Source organism: Peribacillus sp. N1 (assembly GCF_054600815.1).
Window position 1 is genome coordinate 68,005 of sequence record NZ_BAAHZO010000002.1, and the last position, 18,637, is coordinate 86,641.

Below are 18,637 nucleotides of genomic sequence, written 5' to 3' on the forward strand. Positions count from 1 at the left end.
TATGTTTACTATATTTTGTTTTAATTTGTTTCATTTGAAAGGAGTGAAAAGATGTTTTTATTACACGCCCTCGATCAAACCATTAAAAAAGTGAAAGCACAAACAGCAAATATACTTACTTTAATGAATTTATCCCTTGGTGGATTTGCAATAATTGCCGTGATGCACGGCCAATTGAATTTAAGCCTGCTTTTAATCTTCCTGGCTGCCCTTGCAGATCGCTTTGACGGTATGGTTGCACGGAAGTTCAACATTGAATCGGAATTGGGTAAGCAGCTTGATTCCATGTGTGACATCATATCTTTTGGCGTCGCACCAGCTCTATTATTATACCAAGGAATATTGATAGAATTCGGAGCACCCGGCACACTCTTCACCGTTTTCTATATTGGCTGTGGCGCATTTCGTCTCGCCCGCTTCAATATAAGTGAAAGCAATGGATATTTTACAGGAGTGCCAATTACGGTTGCGGGCTGCATCGCCACTTTAAGTTATCTCGCCATCCCGTATTTCCATCCGGTCTTTTTCTTATCCCTCATGATTATATTATCATTACTTATGGTCAGTCCATTTAAACTGAAGAAAGTTTAAATAAGAAAGCGGATGTCCTAAACCGGACATCCGCCTTTTTTCGTTCATATTCAGCCTAAAACCCACCTTATGCTTTTCGGACTAATGGGTCGGTCAAACGCATGAATTCTTCAACATCCTCCATACAGGCATTGACCGCTTCTTCCCAAAAATCCCGGGTCTCCAAATCGACGCCTAAATGTTTCTCCGCCAGATCCTCGACCTTCATGGAACCTGTATCCTTTAATAGAGCGATATATTTTTCTTCGAATCCTGCAGGTTCTTTCAGGGCATTCGCGTATATGCCTAATGAGAATAAGTAACCGAATGTGTACGGAAAATTATAAAATGGTACACCTGTAATATAGAAATGGAGCTTCGAGGCCCAGAACGTTGGATTATAATCACTTAAAGCATCGCCATAAGCTTCTTTTTGTGCATCTACCATCAGTTCATTCAATCGTTCGGCACTGACATACCCTTGTTTCCTCTCGTCATAAAACCTTGTCTCGAATAAGTAGCGGGCATGGATATTCATGAGTAATGCCACGGAACGCTGAATTTTATCTTCTAAAAGCACAAGCTTTTCTTCCTCACTGGCCGCTTCCTTCACAGCCGCATCCGCTACGACCATTTCAGCAAAGGTAGAGGCGGTTTCAGCCACATTCATGGCATATGACCGATTCAATGGATGGATATCCCTCATTGCATAAGAATGGAATGCATGTCCCAATTCATGAGCCAATGTCGATACATTGGATGGGGTGCCCGAATACGTCATGAAAATCCTTGACTGCTTATTTAATGGAAAGCCGGTGCAAAAACCTCCTGGTCTCTTACCTGGTCTGTCCTCCGCTTCAATCCAGCTGTCTTCAAAAGCTTTCTGGGTGAAGCTTGCTAATTGAGAACCGAACTTCGAGAATTGCTGTATGATGAAGTCTGCACCTTCTTGATAATCCATTACTTTGGACTGTGCCGTAACAGCAAGCGGTGCATCCAAATCCGCCCAACTTAATTTATCCAGATCCAATAACTCCGCTTTCCTTTTTAAAAACCTCACAAGCGGCTCCTTATGATCGGCAATGACATTCCACATGCTTTCGAGCGTTTCTTTTTTCATCCTCCCTATTTCAAGAGGCTCTTTCAGTATATCATCCCAGCCCCTTTTTTCATTCACACTGAGACGGAATCCAGCCAAGTGGTTCAGCGTCCGGGCAAAAAGGTCACTCTTTTCCTCCCAAGCCTGTTCCCACGCGGTAAATAATTCTTTCCTGGCCCCTTCATCAGGATCAGAAAATTTATTCGCCGCTTGGCCTACAGAAAGCTTTTCACCCTTATATGTGACGGTCATTGAACCGACGATCGTATCATACATTTGGCTCCAACCTTCGAAACCGTCCATGGCCAATTGGGTGATTAATGATTCTTCCTTTACGGAAAGCTTTTCCTTGGCCTTTTCCCGGCGTTCATTCAATACGAATTTCAATTCATCCAATGGTTCTTTTTCGAGGATTTTGTTAAAAACCGCATCATCAAGCTGTATCAACTTTTCATCCAGCCTGCTTAACACCATTTTTAGTGAAGCGACTATCTTCATTTGTTTGATCCGCAGCTGACCAGCCTTTTTATCCTGCGCATTTTGAGCTTCCAGGCATCCAATGAAGGCACTGGCCTGCGTGGATTTCATATTTGTATTTTTATAAAGATCAAATGCCTCGATTAAACTGATTTCATCATTGCCTTTTGGATTGATATTGCTTACAAGTCGGTCTAATTCTTTTACCTCTTCGTTAATTTCATCTAAAAAAATCAGGAACTCCTTAGAAGAGCTTCCTCCTTTAAAAAAAATATCCAAATCCCACGTCAAAGAATATCCCATCCTGCATTGCCCCCTTTTTATCACTAACCCCATTATAGGGGTTAATTCAAATTTTTTCTAATTAAAAGGAATTTTCAGATATTTGTCAGAACATTTTTCTATATCCCAGATTAAAAGCATGTTATGATGAATATATTCTTAGGAAAGGGGTGGTTGATTCATATGAAATTCTTTATTCACATGTCTGCCATCATCCTGCTCCTTTGGACGCTGCCCATACAGTTCCATCATCATGCACAGCAGCTGACCATTGAAGAACATACCGATGTTCACCATTGGGATAAGGCCGACAAGAAACAGCCTTTCGTGCCTTCCTTCAATTCCTGGCAGTCACTTATCATTGTTCTAATTTTCGAATTTTCCATTTTGAGTTTTCTTTATTTTCACTCAAATTTACGCCTGCGGTATCTCAGCCCGGTTTTTTTTCAGGCGAATTACGTAGCCCTACGCTCTGACATTTTATAAAAAAATAAAATGGAGGAGTGATTCATATGTGGTTCCGACTAATTATGATAGGGGTCTTTTCTTTAACCGCTTCACGTCTGTTCCTTTTTCAGGGAATCGAGATTTATCATGCATTTACGGATTTGATCCGAAATAAATATTAAAAAGAAGAGTGCGGGGAAATTTTCCCCGCACTCTCTTTGACTTTATCATTCCTATCCTTTAGCTTTCTTTTCCTTCTCTTTTTCTGCTCTGTAAAATTCGTGGAACATCTTCATCAAGGCACGTTTTTCGATCCTTGATACATAACTGCGGGAAATGCCAAGCTCCTTAGCGATTTCCCTCTGGGTTTTTTCCTTTTTCAAATCCAGTCCGAACCTGCCTACAATGACTTCCTTTTCCCGTTCATCCAAAATATCAATATACTTTTTCACTTTTTCAATTTCCATATTGAGCTGAATCGTATCGATGACATCTTCCGATTCCGATTTCAGTACATCGATTAAACTGATTTCATTTCCTTCTTTATCCTGACCGATCGGATCATGCAGGGAAATATCTTTCTTCGTTTTCTTTGTCGCTCGTAAATGCATCAGGATTTCATTCTCAATGCATCGCGCCGCATATGTGGCCAGCTTCGTGCCCTTCCCATCCGAATAACTCTCAATGGCCTTTATCAAACCAATTGTCCCAATCGAAATCAAATCCTCTGTATCTTCGCCCGTGTTCTCGAATTTCTTGACGATATGGGCAACAAGCCTGAGATTATGCTCGATCAGGATGTTACGGGCATCACCATCACCCTCACTCATAAGCTTCAGATATTTCTTTTCATCCTGAGATGACAGAGGCTGGGGAAAAGCGTTGTTTTTCACATAGGAAACGAATAAGTAAAATTCTTTGATAATATAACCGACAACTGTAAGTATTCCGGGCATTGGTTTCATCCCCCGTTTCTTTGGTTTCCCTATTCATACCTATGCAGCAGTGGGCTTGTTCGTGTCTGTCCCACTAAAAGAAATAAGGAAAGTGTTAAATGTTCAAACCAGCCAGGAGGAATTCCCAAGCGAACGAAGGCAATTGTTCATATAATGATAGGGAATTTTTTAGGGAAAGGGGGTTTTACGATGGGATATAACTATGGACCATACGGATGCAGCTATGGTTATCCGGCTCCTGCGCCTTGCTATGCAGGGTCCGGTTACGGCTTTGGTTATGGCCTGTTTATTGTCCTCTTGATTTTATTGCTCATTTTCGGGTTTTGGTGGTTGCCGGGATGTGGATTTGGTTATGGAGGATCAGGTCAGTGCTGCTGATCAGGCAAAGAAAAAAACTCGGCCGGAGTGCCGAGTTTCCCCTTTTACATATTCATTTCACTACGCTTGTAGCGTCATAACAACATAACTTCAATTTTATCCCTTGGCCTCTTCCCCTGTACATATATATAAACCATGGCGATGCACCGGCAAATCCGTTAGCCGGTATCCTTCTCCTGCCAATAGCAACGCTTCTCTCCTTTTACGTATAACAAGTTCAACATATTAACCTCCACCTTTCTTAATTTTTTATGAACGGAATACCAACCTCGTATTTTTTTTTAGAAAAAAGGACGATGCTTCATCGCTTTATCTAGATGTTCTTCCCGAATCTTGTGGATTCTCTCCTGCTGCAAACATTCCTCGGCAGTCATTTTTTTCATTTTAATCGTGATTGTGAAAAAAAGCATATTCAGTGTCATAATATCACCTCCTTTAAAGGGGCGGCCTACAAAAAGGCATAAAAAGGCCGCAGAAAGTTACGTCCTCCTGCGGGTTCTTTTTGAAAATATAAAAAGGCCGCAGGATAAAACACTTCTCCCTGCGGCCGCTATGTCTGAATGATTAATAAAGCCAAATTGCTTTAGAAATATTCCGCTTGGCACAGGTCGAATGTTATTTGATTGTCATTTGAAACGGACCGGCTGATTGCAATTGCGACGACTCCATGTAGATACAATGTCATTTTCTTCGACCTCCTTTGGAATATTTTTTATTACTTGGTAAGTATATCCACAAATTCGATATTTGTAAACGGCTTTTGCCTATTTATTTGAAAATTTCGATCTTTTCACCCATTTTCAAGGGCTATTATTACCTAAATGGCACGAAGTATGATAAATCCGCCCTATTGGCAACAACACTAGAAAAAAAACCTGATCCTTTTAAAGGATCAGGTTTTTTTATGAGGGTTTGTAACGTCGATTTCCGCGGGCGGTCCGGGAGCCTCCTAGGAGCGCTTTTCCCGCAGGAGTCTCGCACAACCGCTCCAATCAACTTTGTTTTGAAATTTAGATAAAACCCTTTTGTCTAAACTAAGGTTTGCTTTTATTGTTTTAAAGAGTCCTGGTCATCCATTTCGGCCAAGATCTTTTTATATTTTTTGGATAATGAGAAAAATACTATGGATATGCCCAGGAACGTTATTGTCGCTCCCATATAGACATATGTGTCAATGATCGCTTTGTCGCCAGAGGGAAGGATGGTTCCTAAATAGAAGAACGAACCCACACATAACAAAGTGATCGCAAATTGTTTAAAATCGACCATTTTCGAACGCAGCATTGCCGCCGTTTGTATTTTGCGGTTTCTCATGCCATTCCACCTTCTTTCAAGCTAATAAGATATCGATATCTCATTCTACCATATTTATTCCAAATTCCAGGGTGTAAATAATGGCAGTAAGCTTGGAAGCGTTCCCTCTCAGATTATCCTTGTAGCGCCTGTTCCAAGTCTTCCAACAGGTCTTCAACATCTTCCAGGCCAACTGAAATGCGAATCAACCCATCGGTTATTCCAAGCTCAGCACGGCGCTCAGCCGGAATGGAGGCATGTGTCATCAGGGCTGGAATGGAAATTAAGCTCTCCACTGCTCCCAGACTTTCCGCAAGTGTAAAGAATCTCACTTTATTCAAAACGGATGCGGCTTTTTCGGCACTGCCGACATCAAATGAAACCATACCGCCGAATCCACGCGATTGTTTTTTGGCAATATCATGATTCGGGTGGCTTTCAAGACCAGGGTAATAGATTTTCGAAACGTCTTTATGCCCGGATAGGAAACGGACGATTTCGGATGTGTTTTTTTCATGCTCTTCCATCCGGATACCCAGCGTTTTAATGCCTCGCATCAGCAGCCATGAATCCTGGGGCCCTAGCACGCCTCCTGTAGAGTTTTGGATGAAATGAAGGTCATTGCCAAGTTTTTCATCATTCACCACCACAAGACCCGCTACAACATCGCTGTGTCCCCCCAGGTACTTCGTGGCGCTATGAAGCACGACATCGGCTCCAAGTGCAAGTGGATTTTGCCAGTACGGCGTACTGAAGGTATTATCCACAATGGTCAGGATGCCGTTTTCTTTAGCTATTTTTGATACTTCCCCCAAATCGGTGATTTTCAATAATGGATTCGTCGGGGTTTCAATGAACAGCGCCTTCGTATTGTCCTTTATCTCTTTTTCGATCGAGTGTATGTCACTCGTATTGATGAACGTAGCCTCCACCCCGAAGCGGTTAAGCACTTTAGTGATGACCCGGAAAGACCCTCCATAAACGTCATCGGTCATCAATACATGATCACCTTGATTGAACAGCATCATAACCGCGGTCATCGCTGCCATTCCTGATCCGAAGGCAAAGCCTCTTTTTCCTTCTTCGAGATCCTTGATCAACTCTTCTAGGGCATGTCGGGTTGGGTTTCCTGTGCGGGAATATTCATAGCCCCGGTGATTTCCCGGTCCATCCTGTTTATAGGTGCTCACTTGATAAATCGGCACCGAAACCGCTCCTGTTTTTTCATCACCAACAATGCCGCCATGGATCAATTGTGTTTTTTTTCTCATTTTACATACCTCCCTGATAAATTTTTTTGCTTAAGTATCGTTCACTGGAATCCGGAAATATGACGACGATATTTGACCCACGTGGAGCCTTGGCTGCTTCTTTCATGGCCGCTGCAAATGCCGCGCCCGAAGAACTGCCGACAAGGAGGCCTTCTTTAAGCGCCAATTCCTTTACCATATGGAAAGCGTCATGATCGCTTATCGTATGGATTTGGTCAAAATACGTTTCATCCATATAGGTTGGCAAAAATTCCATCCCGATGCCCTCTGTTTTATGGGGTCCTGCTTTGCCGCCGTTTAAAATCGATCCTTCTGGTTCGACGATGACCGTTTTGACAGCAGTGTTCTTTTCTTTTATATATCGCGATGTTCCCATGAATGTCCCGCCCGTCCCGGCGCCGGCAACAAACACATCTACATCGCCTTCCATCTGTTCCCATATTTCAGGTCCCAGCGTTTTATAATATGCATCAGGATTGGATGGGTTGGCGAACTGCTGAGGACAATAAGATCCTGGAATTTCTGCCAGCAGCGATTTAGCCTTGGCAATCGCACCTGTCATTCCTTCCTCTGTCGGGGTCTGGATCACATTCGCTCCAAGAGCACGCATCAATTCCTGTTTCTCTGCACTGAATTTCTCCGGAACGCAAAAAATCACGTCCACGCCACTGTTTATCGCAGCCAACGCCAATCCGATTCCAGTATTTCCGGCAGTCGGTTCGATGATCGTCCCGCCCTTTTTCACCTTCCCTGTCTGTAACGCTTGAGCTAACAATTCCTGACCAAGCCGATCCTTCACACTGCCTCCCGGATTAAAGTATTCCAGTTTGGCAAAGATACGGACTTCATCCGGAAGCGGGAAATGGGTGATTTCCATCATCGGTGTTTCCCCTATCAGCTCATGAATGTTTTTAAAGACTTTCATATTCGGACATCCTTTCATAGTTATCCTACCAATTTAATAAGGATTATGCAATAAAGAATGATCAGCGGAAAGGCTTCCGCTGATCACTTACCATTCATTTCATTTTTTCGACCATTTTCAAAATCAGTGCCGCTGAATGAAGAGCCGCAGTTTCCAGGAATTTATCAAAGGAAATATTGGACTCCTTACCTGCGATATCCGAAAGGGAACGAATGATGACAAACGGTGTTTTGAATTGGAAGGCTACCTGTGCAATGGCTGCCGCTTCCATTTCCACCGCGTATAAATCAGAGAATTTCCCTCTGACGAATTCAACCCTGACAGGATCATTCATGAAAGAATCCCCCGTAACGATCAACCCTTTCGCCACTTGAATATCCTCGATTTCTTTTGCTGCTTCTTCTGCGATTGCGAGAAGCTTTTCATCCGGGATGAAAGCTGCCGGAAGCTGAGGGACTTGACCGTACTCATATCCAAAAATCGTCACATCGACATCATGGTGCCGAACTTCCGTGGATATGACCACATCCCCTACATTAAGTGCTGGATGATATCCGCCGGCAGAGCCAGTATTGATGACTGCATCCGGTTTGAATTTTTCTAACAGGATCGTTGTTGACATTGCCGCATTCACTTTACCTATTCCCGATTTAAGCAAAATGACCTCGACACCATTCAGTGTTCCTGTATTGAACTCGGAACCGGCAATGGTCACCCGCTCCAAACCTTCCAATTTATCACGTAAAATCGTAACTTCTTCTTCCATTGCTCCGATTATGGCTACCTTCATTAGTAAAAACCTCTTCCTATAATTTTTCCGCCTCCATAATCCAGACAAATTGATTGCAGCGCTCGAAGTTCACCTTGTAACCATTTGCTTCAAGTGCTTTTTCCAAAAAAGGAATCGTAGTATAATATTCCGTTTGCAAATCGTTCGCCAAATTATGAAAGCCTGCCTGCCTTGCATCTTGAATCGCCCGTTCATGAGCTTCCCTTGATTGATACATCGTATCCGCAAACACTATTTTACCACCAGTATTCAGTAACTTTCCATAGTTGGCTATCGCTTTTTCTTTTTCTTCATCGGTTAAATGATGAAACGCATACGTGCTCACGATCGAATCGACCTGTTCCGGCTTCGGAAAATCGATAAAATCCCCATCTGCAATTTCTGTTTTTCCACGCAGCTTGCCTACCGCTATTTCCCTCATCGCAGGTGATGGTTCAATTCCCGATACCTTTAGGCCTTTCCTCAAAAGCCTTTCCGTCAAATTCCCGGTACCTACGCCGAACTCCAGCACATGACCATGAGCCCGGTCCGTGACGCTATCCAATATCCTATCATAATGTTTAAAAACCTCTTGATACTCAATATCGTGTCCACTAACCGAATCATCATACGATTTCGACCATTCTTCAAATAAATCGATAAATTCTCTGCCCATTTTTAATCACCTTTTTATGATAAGATAATAAAACCTATAAGCATAATATGAAATAAACACAGAAACAGTTCTTGTTTTTTAGGCAAATCCATCATTCGGTTCAGATTCGGCGAAAATGGTGTTAAACTAACAGTATCTAAATGTTGGAGGGGAACAGTCATGAGTTTTCAACTTGACTTAAACTTATTTGAAGATAAAATAGAATTTTTCGAGGCAGAAAGCATCAAGAATCTTGAAGAAAAAATCCAAGCACAAATTGAAATCAATAAAGCGATCATGCTTCAGGTGGAATCAGTATCACACCAAATGTATGTAAGTGAGGAAGGCAGACGTTTTTATAGTGCTGTCGTCCACTTTAAAGCAAAAAAATGATCACGATGAAAAACCCCCGAAAGCGGAATTCCTTTCGGGGGTTTTATGTTTATGATTTGAACATTACCTTTTATCGTTTGTCTTCAGTTCTTCGACTTTTACAGGTTTCCAACCTGATCCGTCCACCCATTCAATATAAACTCGGAAGGTTTTAGGATTATCTCCTTCAGAAACGGTTCCGATTGCGGTGTTTGACGAACCGCCGTTTTGCAGCCACCATAGCTTCATGCTGCCTTCATCGATTCCGGCTCCGCTTGCTATGGCTTTACTCATTTCATTCCAATCGACCGAGCCCTTATCGAAGCTTGTAGTGTGCTCCCCGGATTGCTCAGTTCCAACTGGTTTCCAGCCTTCGCTCTTATAGGTGGCCGCAACATTGCCATCACCGCTGCCTTCCACTTCCACAAGGTCGGCATCCCCTGCTTTTTCTGGATCTTCACCATCTTCTGCCTTCTCTTCTGAATCTTCCTCTGTTGCTTTACTATCTTCTTCTGCATCTTCCTCTGTTGTTGCTTCACTATCTCCTACTGCGTCTTCCTTCTCTGAATCCGTTTCTTCCTTTTTGCCAGCAGGCTTGTCCGCTACCTTCCCTGAATCTGTATCGGCGATTTGCTTTGGTTCAGTCGTGGCTTTTTTTGTTTCGGTGCCATCGTCACTTAAGAAAATCGTGACTGCGACAATGACGATTAAAATGGAAACGATGGTGATAGCAATATTATATATTTTATTTACTTTTCTTTTTTGATCTCTCTGATTAAAACGTGAGCCCAAGGTCCATTCCTCCCTTACCTTTTCTTACTGCCTCATTTTAACATGATTTAGCTAGAGATAGAAGGGAAGGGTTTCCTACACTTTTCGTCAATTCTCGCTATTGTCCTGGTCCTTGGAGTACAGGACTTTTACAATATCTGAAAAAAGAGGCGTCATGCTGGAACTGTTTTCCTTTGTTTCAAAACTTACGGTAACAAGAGCATATTTGGGATCTTTATATGGAAAGTAGCCCGCAAACCATTTATTGAGCTCCCCTTTTTCGATATTGGTCTGAGCTGTTCCGGACTTGCCGGCGACCTCAACAGGCAAATCTCTCAGGGCAGCGCCCGTCCCCTTCTCTTCCGTCACGACCTTCCTAAGAAGATGCTGCATCTTCATCGCCGTATATGGAGACAGTGTCTCGCCGCCAATACTTTGATTGGGAAAATCGACTACGGTCGTACTGTTGTTAAATTCCACCTTTGAAACGGCTTTGACCTGTTCTTTCTTGCCGCCGCGTGCAATCGTAGCCATCATATTCGCTATAGCGAGCGGTGTCGTTTGGACATCCTGCTGGCCAATTGCCGTTTTGGCAATCATTTTCGGATCTTTTTTTAAATCGTCATCATGCCAGACCTTACCGGCTTGTTCATGATGCAACTGAGTGACTTCGGTGTGATACACGTCCCCTTGCCAGCCCGTTTCACCAACCAGCCCTAACATTTTAGCATATTTATCCAAAAAGTCCGGATCCTTCTCAGCTATTTCCTGTGACAATTCGGCAAACGTCCTGTTGCAGCTTTGGGCAAAGCTATTTTCAAAATTAAGCATGCCCAGTTCCCTCTGTTTATCCGTTTTCCCGTCTATCGTCAAATTACAATTAAATGTCCGGGTGTGACTAGCGGCTTCATAATCGATGGCAGCTGCTGCCGTGACCGTTTTAAAGACGGAGCCCGGAGTTTTTTGAGTCAGCATCATATTGACGGCTCCTTCGCCATTCGGATCTTTTATATTAAGCGCCGGACGTGATACCATTGCGACGATTTCACTTTTTTCAATATCGATCAGTACAAGACCGCCTTTTTTTATCCCGCGTTCATCGACGAGCTTCTCCGCTTTTTCCTGAATTTCTTTATCGACCGTCGTCACGACCTTCACCGGGTAAAGCGGATTTGCAGGTTCCACATATTTAACATCGACACCGAACATTGGTCCTCCGCTGGCGTCCACGTGAAAAACGAGCTTCGATTCCCCAGCGGAAAGCAAGAACTCATCGAAGGTCCTTTGCAGCCCCGTATTGCCTATTTTCGTTTCAGGAGATAAATTCATGTCCGGATAACGTTTTTTCTTTTCCGCATCTGATATATTCGTCGTGCCGATCAATTGCGCTGCAGGAGTTTGATCATGATATAATTTCTCGTTCACGGCAAAGACCCCGGGAATCTTCAGTTCATTGATTGCCTTCGATTGGCTGGATGACAACTCTATCGGTTCATCCCCGCCAAATACGAATGGTTCTTCCGCTTGTTCTATCGCACGTTTTAACTCCGCTTCCGATTTGCCTATTATCGAGGCCACTTCATCTATAGGCCAAGTCATTTTTTTTAAAAATGGAAATAGGACGAGCGTCGGGATTTCTTCATGTGCAAGCGGTTCTCCATTTCTGTCATAAAACTTTCCGCGTCCATCATCAATCTTTAATATCTGTGAACGCTGATTCACGCTTGCCTCTAACAGGTTCACATTATGCTTTGAAAAAGATTCAGTCGATACAAGTTGGATGTAGGCAAGCCTGCCCATGAGCATCAGCATGAAAGCGGTCAAAAAAAGAGCCAGCAACCTCATTCGTTTCTTTTTCATAAAATACACCTCGTAACCATTGTTGACGAGGTGCGAATTTTTAAACAATTATGAACAAATTTAACGCGGCATTTTTCCATAAAAAAGAGGATGCCCAATGGACATCCCTTTTGCATTTAATTAGTCGATGGAAACAATCTTGACGCTCATTTCGCCGCCAGGTGTCATGATTGATACCTTGTCGCCGACCCTTTTCCCTATCAGGCTTTTCGCGATCGGGGAATCATTGGAGATTTTCCCTTCGAATGGATCCGCTTCAACGCTTCCTACGATGGAATATGTTTCTTCGTCACCATTTGGAAGTTCAACGAACGTTACCGACTTTCCAAGTGAAACTGTATCTGTATTCGAATCATTGCCTTCAATGATTTTTGCATTACGGATCATGTTTTCGATAGTTGTAATACGTCCTTCAACGAAAGCCTGCTCTTCTTTTGCGGAATCGTACTCTGAGTTCTCGGAAAGGTCTCCAAAACTGCGGGCGATTTTGATTCTTTCCACCACTTCTTTACGTTTAACCGTTTTTAACTGTTCAAGTTCCTGTTCAAGCTTTAACTTACCTTCAATAGTCATTGGATATTCTTTTTCAATTGCCAAAACCCTTCACTCCTTCAAATTCTTTACAGCAAGCATTCGCTGTGACAAGTTTATGTACTATATAGTGCTTAACCCAGAAATCGAGTCAGAATATATAATTGCGCGACTTAAAAAGTACGCGCTTCGATACTAAGAAACATCCGTTCCTTAGTATATAAACCGACTGCGGTGTGCAGCCGGTTCGTTCAGTATCAAGAATAGAGTATTGCGTTTTCCAACATTTGTCCAGTCTTTCCCAATAAATAGTTGGGATTATTTAAATAAACGGAGGAAAATGGCACCTATCATTATTTATGCTATGTTATTACAAAAAAGACTTTTGTTCAAGGATTGTTTGAATTTTTGTCACCATGAGGTCAATTGCCACATGGTTTTGACCGCCTTCAGGAATGATGATGTCGGCATAACGCTTCGTCGGTTCTATGAATTGATTATGCATCGGCCGAACGACACTGATGTATTGTTCGATGACGGAATCTATGGAACGGCCGCGTTCTTTAATATCACGGGTCATCCGACGAAGGATCCGCAAGTCTGCATCCGTATCAACATATAGCTTCATATCCATCAGGTCCCGGAGGCGCTCGTCCTCCAGCACAAGAATCCCTTCAAGGATGATGACATCCTGGGGCTCAACTGTGATGACTTCTTCCGAACGCGTATGGATCGAATAATCATAAACCGGTTTTTCTATCGTTTCATAGCGCAGCAATGCGTTAATGTGATCGATTAGCAAATCATTATCAAAGGCAAGCGGATGATCATAGTTCGTTTTCAAGCGCTCTTCAAAAGGCAGATGACTTTGATCTTTATAGTAATAATCTTGTTCGATCATCAGGATGGAATGTCCTTGAAAGAATTCAAAAATGGAACGGGTAACACTTGTTTTACCTGATCCAGACCCTCCGGTAACTCCGATGACCACTGGTTTCTTTCTTGTCATGTCAATTCTCCTTCCGCATCATATTGTTCACATAAACTCTATTATCTACTTGAATGCGGACAATTTGAAGCGGATGGCGGGCTGCCTCCAGCTCCTTACCTGACTCATCCCAGATCGTACCGATTTTTTGAGTGAAGTTTTCGATTTCCGGTCCAAAAAACTCCACTTCATCTCCAGGCTTGAAGAAGTTACGTTGCTGCATGGTAACGATTTTAGTTTCCTCGTCGTAATCAAGCACCAACCCTGCGAAGTCGAAGCGAGTCTTTACGGTATGATTCCCGAACATTTGCTGTTTATACCCAGGAATTTCACCTTCCATGAACGATGATGCCGTCTCACGATTCGCACACTTATCAAGCTCTTCCAGCCATTCTTGTTCAATCTTGAAATTGTCCGGATCGGCACAATACGCATCAATCACTTTACGATAGACGCTGACAACTGTTGCTATATAATGAATGGACTTCATTCTTCCTTCGACTTTTAAGCTGTCTATGCCAATTTCAATCATGCCTGGCAGTGATTCAATCAGCTTCAAGTCTTTTGGACTCATTGCGAATGGAGCATCTTCTTTATCGAATAAAGCCTTTTCCCCGTCTTGATCCAACTCATATAAATCATAATCCCAACGGCAAGACTGACAGCAGCCGCCGCGGTTCGAATCACGCGCCGTCATATGGTTCGAAAGGGTGCATCGTCCAGAATAGGCAATGCACATGGCTCCATGAACGAAAGCCTCGATTTCGATATCGACCTTCTCCTTCATTTCACGGATTTCATCAGCACTCGTCTCACGTGCCAAAACAACCCGCTCCAAGCCTTCCTCTTTCCAATACTGAACAGCCTTCCAGTTCGATAGCGATTGCTGTGTGCTTAAATGGATCTCGACGTTCGGAGCGACCCGTTTACAGGTTTCGATGATTAATGGATCGGCTACGATGATACCATGAACCCCAGCCTCCTGAAGTCCTTCCAGGTATTCATCCAGGCCATCGATATTTTCATTATGGGCGAAGATATTTGTCGTTACATATACTTTAGCGCCATACTTTTTAGCGAATTCGACGCCTTCCTTCATTTCCTCAAACGTGAAGTTGCCGGCATTGGAACGAAGACCATATTCCTGACCGCCAATGAACACGGCATCCGCACCGTAATGGACGGCAATTTTTAATTTTTCAAGGTTGCCGGCCGGAGCCAGCAATTCAGGTTTTTTTACAATGACTCTCTTTCCATCAACGATCTTGGAAATTTTATCAGCAATAGCATTCAAGGCTATTCCTCCTCTTTCTCTTACCCTTTTCTTTAATAAACCGATTCTTTAAAGAAGAACCCGGTATCCAACTCGCGGTTATCCGGCTGAACCGCTTTGACCTTTTCAAAGAGCTCAGATTTCATATCATCATAGCGGTCAGGGTCTTCAGCACATACGTCAATCGCTTCCCGATATAGCTTTGTCATTTCAATGATATACTCCGGTGTTTGCAATACCCCTTCGATTTTCAATGAATCGATTTCCGCTTCAACCAATTCCTGAAGTTCATCAATCATGCACATATCATTCGGACTCATGATATGTGTGCCATTTTCATCTTCATAAATCGGATATTTATTTTCACGTTCCTTATCATGCAAGAACATACTTCTATTTTCCTTCCGATTTTCCACTTCCATTGCCTTGCCTTGGTATTCAAAGTAATTACCTAGAAGCGTACGCTTCGATTGGAACATGCATGTCATGCCGTGCACTTGCACTTCAATCTCCACTTCGGCATTTTCCTTCATTTCCACTATCTCGTCCAGACTTATCTCACGGGCAGCCACTGCACGGACAGCACCGCGTTTCCCCCAGTAATTACAGGTGTACCAGTTCGTTACCGTCATCTCTGTATTCCAGTGCAGGGGCATATCAGGTGCCACTGCACGGACAGCCATCAAGACTGCGGGATCACCGAATATGATCCGGTCGGCACCAGCTTCTTTAAGGAAAGTGACATACCCTTCAAGCTCGTCCACTTTTTCATTATGAAATATGGCGTTCATGGATACATACACTTTCTTGCCCGCGGCATGTGCAAGCTCAATCGCCTTCTCGACATCTTCACGTTTGAACTCTCCTGCCAGCCTTAGTGCATAGCGTTGTTCGCCAATGACGAAGGCGTCAGCGCCTGCATCGATGAGTTCTGTTATATGATCGACACTTGTCGGAGTCACGAGTAATTCAGGCTTTTTCATTTTTGTCACCTCTATGTTTACTTATGGCCACACCATCACCAATCGGCAAAATTACGGTATCGAAATTGGGATGGTCTTGTAACCAGATGTTAAAGTCTCTGATTTTTTTAATGAGAGCACGCTTTCTTCTCGTCATTTCCATTTCTTCAATGTTTTCGGCAACCAGGCCTTTGAATAAAACATTATCAGTAATGATTATGCCAGCACCAGCCAGGAATGGTTCAAACAGCTCAAAGAATCGCTTGTACTGCCCTTTAGCTGCATCAACGAAGATGATATCAAACGGACCATGTTCCATGACTTTCGGTCCAGCTTCAAGGGCATCCCCTTCAATGAGGGTGATCCTTTCCGACAGTCCCGCCTTCTTGAAGTTAGCTCTTGCCTGCTCAATACGGGCTTCATTCCGTTCAAGTGTGACGATTCGAGCTTCCGGAAGGGTCTCAGCCATCCTTATTGCCGAATAGCCAATCGCCGAACCAACCTCCAATATCGCCTTAGGCTGATGAAGCCTTAAAATCTGAAGCAGCACCTCAATGCCTTCGGGCTCCATGATCGGCACATTATTTTCCATCGCAAAATCTTCCAACTCCTTAAGCAAACCCGTACGCTCCGGAATTAAGGAATGAAGATATTGTTCTATTTTTCCGTTCAAAACGTTTCCTCCAATTATAAGGAAAACAAAAGCGCTTGGTCAGTAACATGAAGAAATTTATAGGTCAATTTCCTCACAAGGAGCAGCTGAAACAAGTATGCTTGACGATCTACATTTCCTTATCTTTCAAAATAAAACCCGGCATTCGCCGAGTTACGTCACCGATAGGAATCGGATCTAAAATTCACTTGTACTATTCTATCATAAAAACAAGGGGAAAGTAATATCTCTCCCCCCTCAGTCTCATTGCATTTTTTTATTTATTTATTGGAAATATGCTCTGCCTTTTTGATATTGTGGTCATCCAAGGTCTTCGAGTAAAGGACTTCCCCTTCAGGTGTTGCCAAAAAGTATAGGTAATCCGTTTTCTCAGGCTTCAGTACCGCATCGATCGATGTCGTTCCGGCATTTGCAATCGGCCCTGGAGGCAGCCCCTTATTCTTATACGTATTATAAGGCGATTTCACCTCAAGGTCTTTATAATACACCCTGCTCTTATGTGAACCTTTTGCATACAAAACGGTCGGATCCGTTTGAAGCGGCATATCTTCCTCGATACGATTGTAAAAGACGGAAGCTATTTTTCCGCGATCGACCTGTGCCGTCGCCTCTTCTTCAACAAGCGAAGCGAAGGTCAGCATCTCATGTACGGAATAATCGTTTTTGCCCATCTGGGTCTCGTATGCCTGCAATGTCTCTTCGGTTTTCTTCAGCATCTCGATGACGATCGATTCCAGTGTCGGCTTTTCCTCATAAAAGTCATAAGTAGCTGGGAAAAGGTATCCTTCAAGCGGATATAAAACCTTTTCATTTTCAATTTCAGAGGTCAAGAGCTGCGGAAATTTCTCTTGCATGGAATTAACGAATTTCTTATCATTCAATTTCTTAAAGACCTTTTTCGGATCTTCACCCGTCTTCACTGCGATGATATCGGCAATTTGAACAAGCTGCTTTCCTTCAGGAATCGTTATCTTCATTGCAGCTTCCTTCATGAGTTTTCCGGTTTTGATGCTTGTGACGATATCTTCAATTGGCATGGAAGGTGATAATTTATACTCTCCTGCCTGAAAACCGGATTCATTGCGGAATTTAATATAATATTTGAATACGCGTGCGTCCTTGATTATCCCCTGCTCTTCAAGCAGCGTTGAAATTCCGTTAACGGAAGAACCGATTGGGATTTTCACTTTTTTGATGGTATCATCATCCGGATCGACTGGTTTCATGGCTGAGTTGATATATAAAAAGCCCACAAGACCAACTATCCCAATTAGTACAATAAGCGAAGCTATCGTAATCATGATGATTTTACGAACCAGCTTGGCTTCTCCTTGCTGTTCTAACAATTTCATTCGGATATGTTCCTTTTTAGATAAATTTTTATCTTTTTCATCCATGTTCATTCCCCCTGCAAACTCACACCAACTACAGAATGGTTTCTAGATGATGCTTTCTCTAATTAATCTTTGCTTCGAACATTATACTAAAATCAACAAATAATTACATGTTTTTTGCAAAACTACATTCATCAATACTCTATTTATGGCAAAAACGCACTAGTTTTGTCAATATACAGGTGTGATTTAATAGGAAAATAGTGATATCTTTGTCTAAAGTGTTTTTGAGGGTATATTGATTTCCGCTCCAGGCACTCGCTTTCCGCGGGCGGTCCGGGAGCCTCCTCGGCTTACACCTGCGGGGTCTCCCCTAGACGCGCTTTTCCCGCAGGAGTCTCGCACCTTACTCTCCAATCAACTTTGTTTTAATTATTTACTCAGCTTAAAAATTTGTTTCCTGCATGTGTCAGGCATTTCAGGCAAGGGCAGGAATATTCATATAGGAATGCCATAAAAATTTGAAGAAAAAGAAAGGTGTGAAGGAGTTGGATAATTCTTATTTTGTAGGTTGGGGGACATCGGCACTCATAAACGCCGGACTTGCTCAAGGTAAAAATAGAACGGCATTGAATTGGTTCTTGCTATCATTATTTTTAGGTCCGTTCGCTACTTTTATGCTTTTATTCGCAGAGAAAAGATAAGGTGTTACTGGTACATAAATGAAAAAAACGACCTTCATGTCCACAGT

General features: G+C 42.9%; 20 protein-coding genes. 4 read left to right on the forward strand and 16 right to left on the reverse strand.

Features of this window, described 5'->3' with window-relative positions:
* Positions 1–51 precede the first annotated feature (51 nt).
* On the forward strand, positions 52–591 hold the full coding sequence (gene pssA, locus ACYP5M_RS08810; RefSeq protein WP_207437093.1) for a CDP-diacylglycerol--serine O-phosphatidyltransferase: 540 nt from the start codon (positions 52–54) through the stop codon (positions 589–591).
* A 67-nt stretch (positions 592–658) separates the two neighbouring features.
* Here the strand turns inward: pssA and ACYP5M_RS08815 are convergent, their stop codons facing one another.
* On the reverse strand, positions 659–2,449 hold the full coding sequence (locus ACYP5M_RS08815) for a M3 family oligoendopeptidase (RefSeq protein WP_459734923.1): 1,791 nt from the start codon (positions 2,447–2,449) through the stop codon (positions 659–661).
* A 162-nt stretch (positions 2,450–2,611) separates the two neighbouring features.
* On the opposite strand from ACYP5M_RS08815, the gene ACYP5M_RS08820 reads away from it, so the two are divergent.
* The gene (locus ACYP5M_RS08820) at positions 2,612–2,914 is read left to right on the forward strand and encodes a hypothetical protein (RefSeq protein ID WP_101222631.1); all 303 of its coding nucleotides are present in this window, start codon (positions 2,612–2,614) and stop codon (positions 2,912–2,914) included.
* 194 nt (positions 2,915–3,108) lie between these two features.
* Here ACYP5M_RS08820 and sigK read toward each other — a convergent pair whose 3' ends face one another.
* From sigK to ACYP5M_RS08855, 7 genes are all read right to left on the reverse strand, one after another.
* Entirely contained in the window at positions 3,109–3,831 is a 723-nt protein-coding gene (sigK, locus tag ACYP5M_RS08825) for an RNA polymerase sporulation sigma factor SigK (RefSeq protein WP_034308596.1), read from the reverse strand.
* 659 nt (positions 3,832–4,490) lie between these two features.
* On the reverse strand, positions 4,491–4,631 hold the full coding sequence (locus tag ACYP5M_RS08830) for a YrzI family small protein (RefSeq protein WP_072273247.1): 141 nt from the start codon (positions 4,629–4,631) through the stop codon (positions 4,491–4,493).
* A gap of 625 nt (positions 4,632–5,256) precedes the next feature.
* A complete protein-coding gene (locus ACYP5M_RS08835; RefSeq protein ID WP_230177044.1) occupies positions 5,257–5,523 on the reverse strand; it encodes a YrhC family protein in 267 nt (88 codons plus the stop codon).
* A gap of 113 nt (positions 5,524–5,636) precedes the next feature.
* Positions 5,637–6,773 (reverse strand): bifunctional cystathionine gamma-lyase/homocysteine desulfhydrase, encoded by a 1,137-nt coding sequence (locus ACYP5M_RS08840; RefSeq protein ID WP_459734924.1) that lies wholly within the window; start codon positions 6,771–6,773, stop codon positions 5,637–5,639.
* 1 nt (position 6,774) lies between these two features.
* A complete protein-coding gene (locus tag ACYP5M_RS08845) occupies positions 6,775–7,698 on the reverse strand; it encodes a PLP-dependent cysteine synthase family protein (RefSeq protein ID WP_459734925.1) in 924 nt (307 codons plus the stop codon).
* Between the two features lie 94 nt (positions 7,699–7,792).
* On the reverse strand, positions 7,793–8,488 hold the full coding sequence (gene mtnN / locus ACYP5M_RS08850; protein WP_101222634.1) for a 5'-methylthioadenosine/S-adenosylhomocysteine nucleosidase: 696 nt from the start codon (positions 8,486–8,488) through the stop codon (positions 7,793–7,795).
* 16 nt (positions 8,489–8,504) lie between these two features.
* Positions 8,505–9,143: a class I SAM-dependent methyltransferase gene (locus ACYP5M_RS08855; protein ID WP_434167427.1), complete on the reverse strand. Its 639-nt coding sequence runs from the start codon at positions 9,141–9,143 to the stop codon at positions 8,505–8,507.
* A 159-nt stretch (positions 9,144–9,302) separates the two neighbouring features.
* On the opposite strand from ACYP5M_RS08855, the gene ACYP5M_RS08860 reads away from it, so the two are divergent.
* The gene (locus tag ACYP5M_RS08860) at positions 9,303–9,515 is read left to right on the forward strand and encodes a DUF2536 family protein (RefSeq protein WP_076365145.1); all 213 of its coding nucleotides are present in this window, start codon (positions 9,303–9,305) and stop codon (positions 9,513–9,515) included.
* A gap of 63 nt (positions 9,516–9,578) precedes the next feature.
* Here ACYP5M_RS08860 and ACYP5M_RS08865 read toward each other — a convergent pair whose 3' ends face one another.
* The 8 genes from ACYP5M_RS08865 to mltG form a co-directional block, all read right to left on the reverse strand.
* On the reverse strand, positions 9,579–10,286 hold the full coding sequence (locus ACYP5M_RS08865; protein ID WP_459734926.1) for a YrrS family protein: 708 nt from the start codon (positions 10,284–10,286) through the stop codon (positions 9,579–9,581).
* Positions 10,287–10,373: 87 nt separating this feature from the next.
* Positions 10,374–12,125, reverse strand: coding sequence for a peptidoglycan D,D-transpeptidase FtsI family protein (locus ACYP5M_RS08870; protein ID WP_459734927.1), 1,752 nt, complete (start codon positions 12,123–12,125; stop codon positions 10,374–10,376).
* 120 nt (positions 12,126–12,245) lie between these two features.
* A complete protein-coding gene (gene greA, locus ACYP5M_RS08875; RefSeq protein WP_101222638.1) occupies positions 12,246–12,722 on the reverse strand; it encodes a transcription elongation factor GreA in 477 nt (158 codons plus the stop codon).
* Positions 12,723–13,026: 304 nt separating this feature from the next.
* On the reverse strand, positions 13,027–13,665 hold the full coding sequence (gene udk, locus ACYP5M_RS08880) for a uridine kinase (RefSeq protein ID WP_034308619.1): 639 nt from the start codon (positions 13,663–13,665) through the stop codon (positions 13,027–13,029).
* 1 nt (position 13,666) lies between these two features.
* A complete protein-coding gene (locus ACYP5M_RS08885; protein ID WP_260358131.1) occupies positions 13,667–14,938 on the reverse strand; it encodes a peptidase U32 family protein in 1,272 nt (423 codons plus the stop codon).
* A gap of 32 nt (positions 14,939–14,970) precedes the next feature.
* On the reverse strand, positions 14,971–15,900 hold the full coding sequence (locus ACYP5M_RS08890) for a peptidase U32 family protein (protein WP_434167430.1): 930 nt from the start codon (positions 15,898–15,900) through the stop codon (positions 14,971–14,973).
* Positions 15,887–16,552, reverse strand: coding sequence for an O-methyltransferase (locus ACYP5M_RS08895; protein ID WP_101222641.1), 666 nt, complete (start codon positions 16,550–16,552; stop codon positions 15,887–15,889). The genes ACYP5M_RS08890 and ACYP5M_RS08895 overlap by 14 nt, the downstream gene beginning before the upstream one ends.
* A 260-nt stretch (positions 16,553–16,812) precedes the next feature.
* On the reverse strand, positions 16,813–17,949 hold the full coding sequence (mltG, locus tag ACYP5M_RS08900) for an endolytic transglycosylase MltG (protein WP_434167431.1): 1,137 nt from the start codon (positions 17,947–17,949) through the stop codon (positions 16,813–16,815).
* A 458-nt stretch (positions 17,950–18,407) separates the two neighbouring features.
* Here mltG and ACYP5M_RS08905 point away from each other — a divergent pair, with 458 nt between their 5' ends.
* A complete protein-coding gene (locus tag ACYP5M_RS08905; RefSeq protein ID WP_459735141.1) occupies positions 18,408–18,590 on the forward strand; it encodes a hypothetical protein in 183 nt (60 codons plus the stop codon).
* Positions 18,591–18,637 lie beyond the last annotated feature (47 nt).

Excerpts from the sequence above, each read along its gene's own strand:
- pssA (WP_207437093.1), top strand. The coding sequence starts at position 52 with ATGTTTTTATTACACGCCCTCGATCAAACCATTAAAAAAGTGAAAGCA.
- ACYP5M_RS08815 (WP_459734923.1), bottom strand. The coding sequence starts at position 2,449 with ATGGGATATTCTTTGACGTGGGATTTGGATATTTTTTTTAAAGGAGGA.
- ACYP5M_RS08820 (WP_101222631.1), top strand. The coding sequence starts at position 2,612 with ATGAAATTCTTTATTCACATGTCTGCCATCATCCTGCTCCTTTGGACG.
- sigK (WP_034308596.1), bottom strand. The coding sequence starts at position 3,831 with ATGCCCGGAATACTTACAGTTGTCGGTTATATTATCAAAGAATTTTAC.
- ACYP5M_RS08830 (WP_072273247.1), bottom strand. The coding sequence starts at position 4,631 with ATGACACTGAATATGCTTTTTTTCACAATCACGATTAAAATGAAAAAA.
- ACYP5M_RS08835 (WP_230177044.1), bottom strand. The coding sequence starts at position 5,523 with ATGAGAAACCGCAAAATACAAACGGCGGCAATGCTGCGTTCGAAAATG.
- ACYP5M_RS08840 (WP_459734924.1), bottom strand. The coding sequence starts at position 6,773 with ATGAGAAAAAAAACACAATTGATCCATGGCGGCATTGTTGGTGATGAA.
- ACYP5M_RS08845 (WP_459734925.1), bottom strand. The coding sequence starts at position 7,698 with ATGAAAGTCTTTAAAAACATTCATGAGCTGATAGGGGAAACACCGATG.
- mtnN (WP_101222634.1), bottom strand. The coding sequence starts at position 8,488 with ATGAAGGTAGCCATAATCGGAGCAATGGAAGAAGAAGTTACGATTTTA.
- ACYP5M_RS08855 (WP_434167427.1), bottom strand. The coding sequence starts at position 9,143 with ATGGGCAGAGAATTTATCGATTTATTTGAAGAATGGTCGAAATCGTAT.
- ACYP5M_RS08860 (WP_076365145.1), top strand. The coding sequence starts at position 9,303 with ATGAGTTTTCAACTTGACTTAAACTTATTTGAAGATAAAATAGAATTT.
- ACYP5M_RS08870 (WP_459734927.1), bottom strand. The coding sequence starts at position 12,125 with ATGAAAAAGAAACGAATGAGGTTGCTGGCTCTTTTTTTGACCGCTTTC.
- udk (WP_034308619.1), bottom strand. The coding sequence starts at position 13,665 with ATGACAAGAAAGAAACCAGTGGTCATCGGAGTTACCGGAGGGTCTGGA.
- ACYP5M_RS08890 (WP_434167430.1), bottom strand. The coding sequence starts at position 15,900 with ATGAAAAAGCCTGAATTACTCGTGACTCCGACAAGTGTCGATCATATA.
- mltG (WP_434167431.1), bottom strand. The coding sequence starts at position 17,949 with ATGGATGAAAAAGATAAAAATTTATCTAAAAAGGAACATATCCGAATG.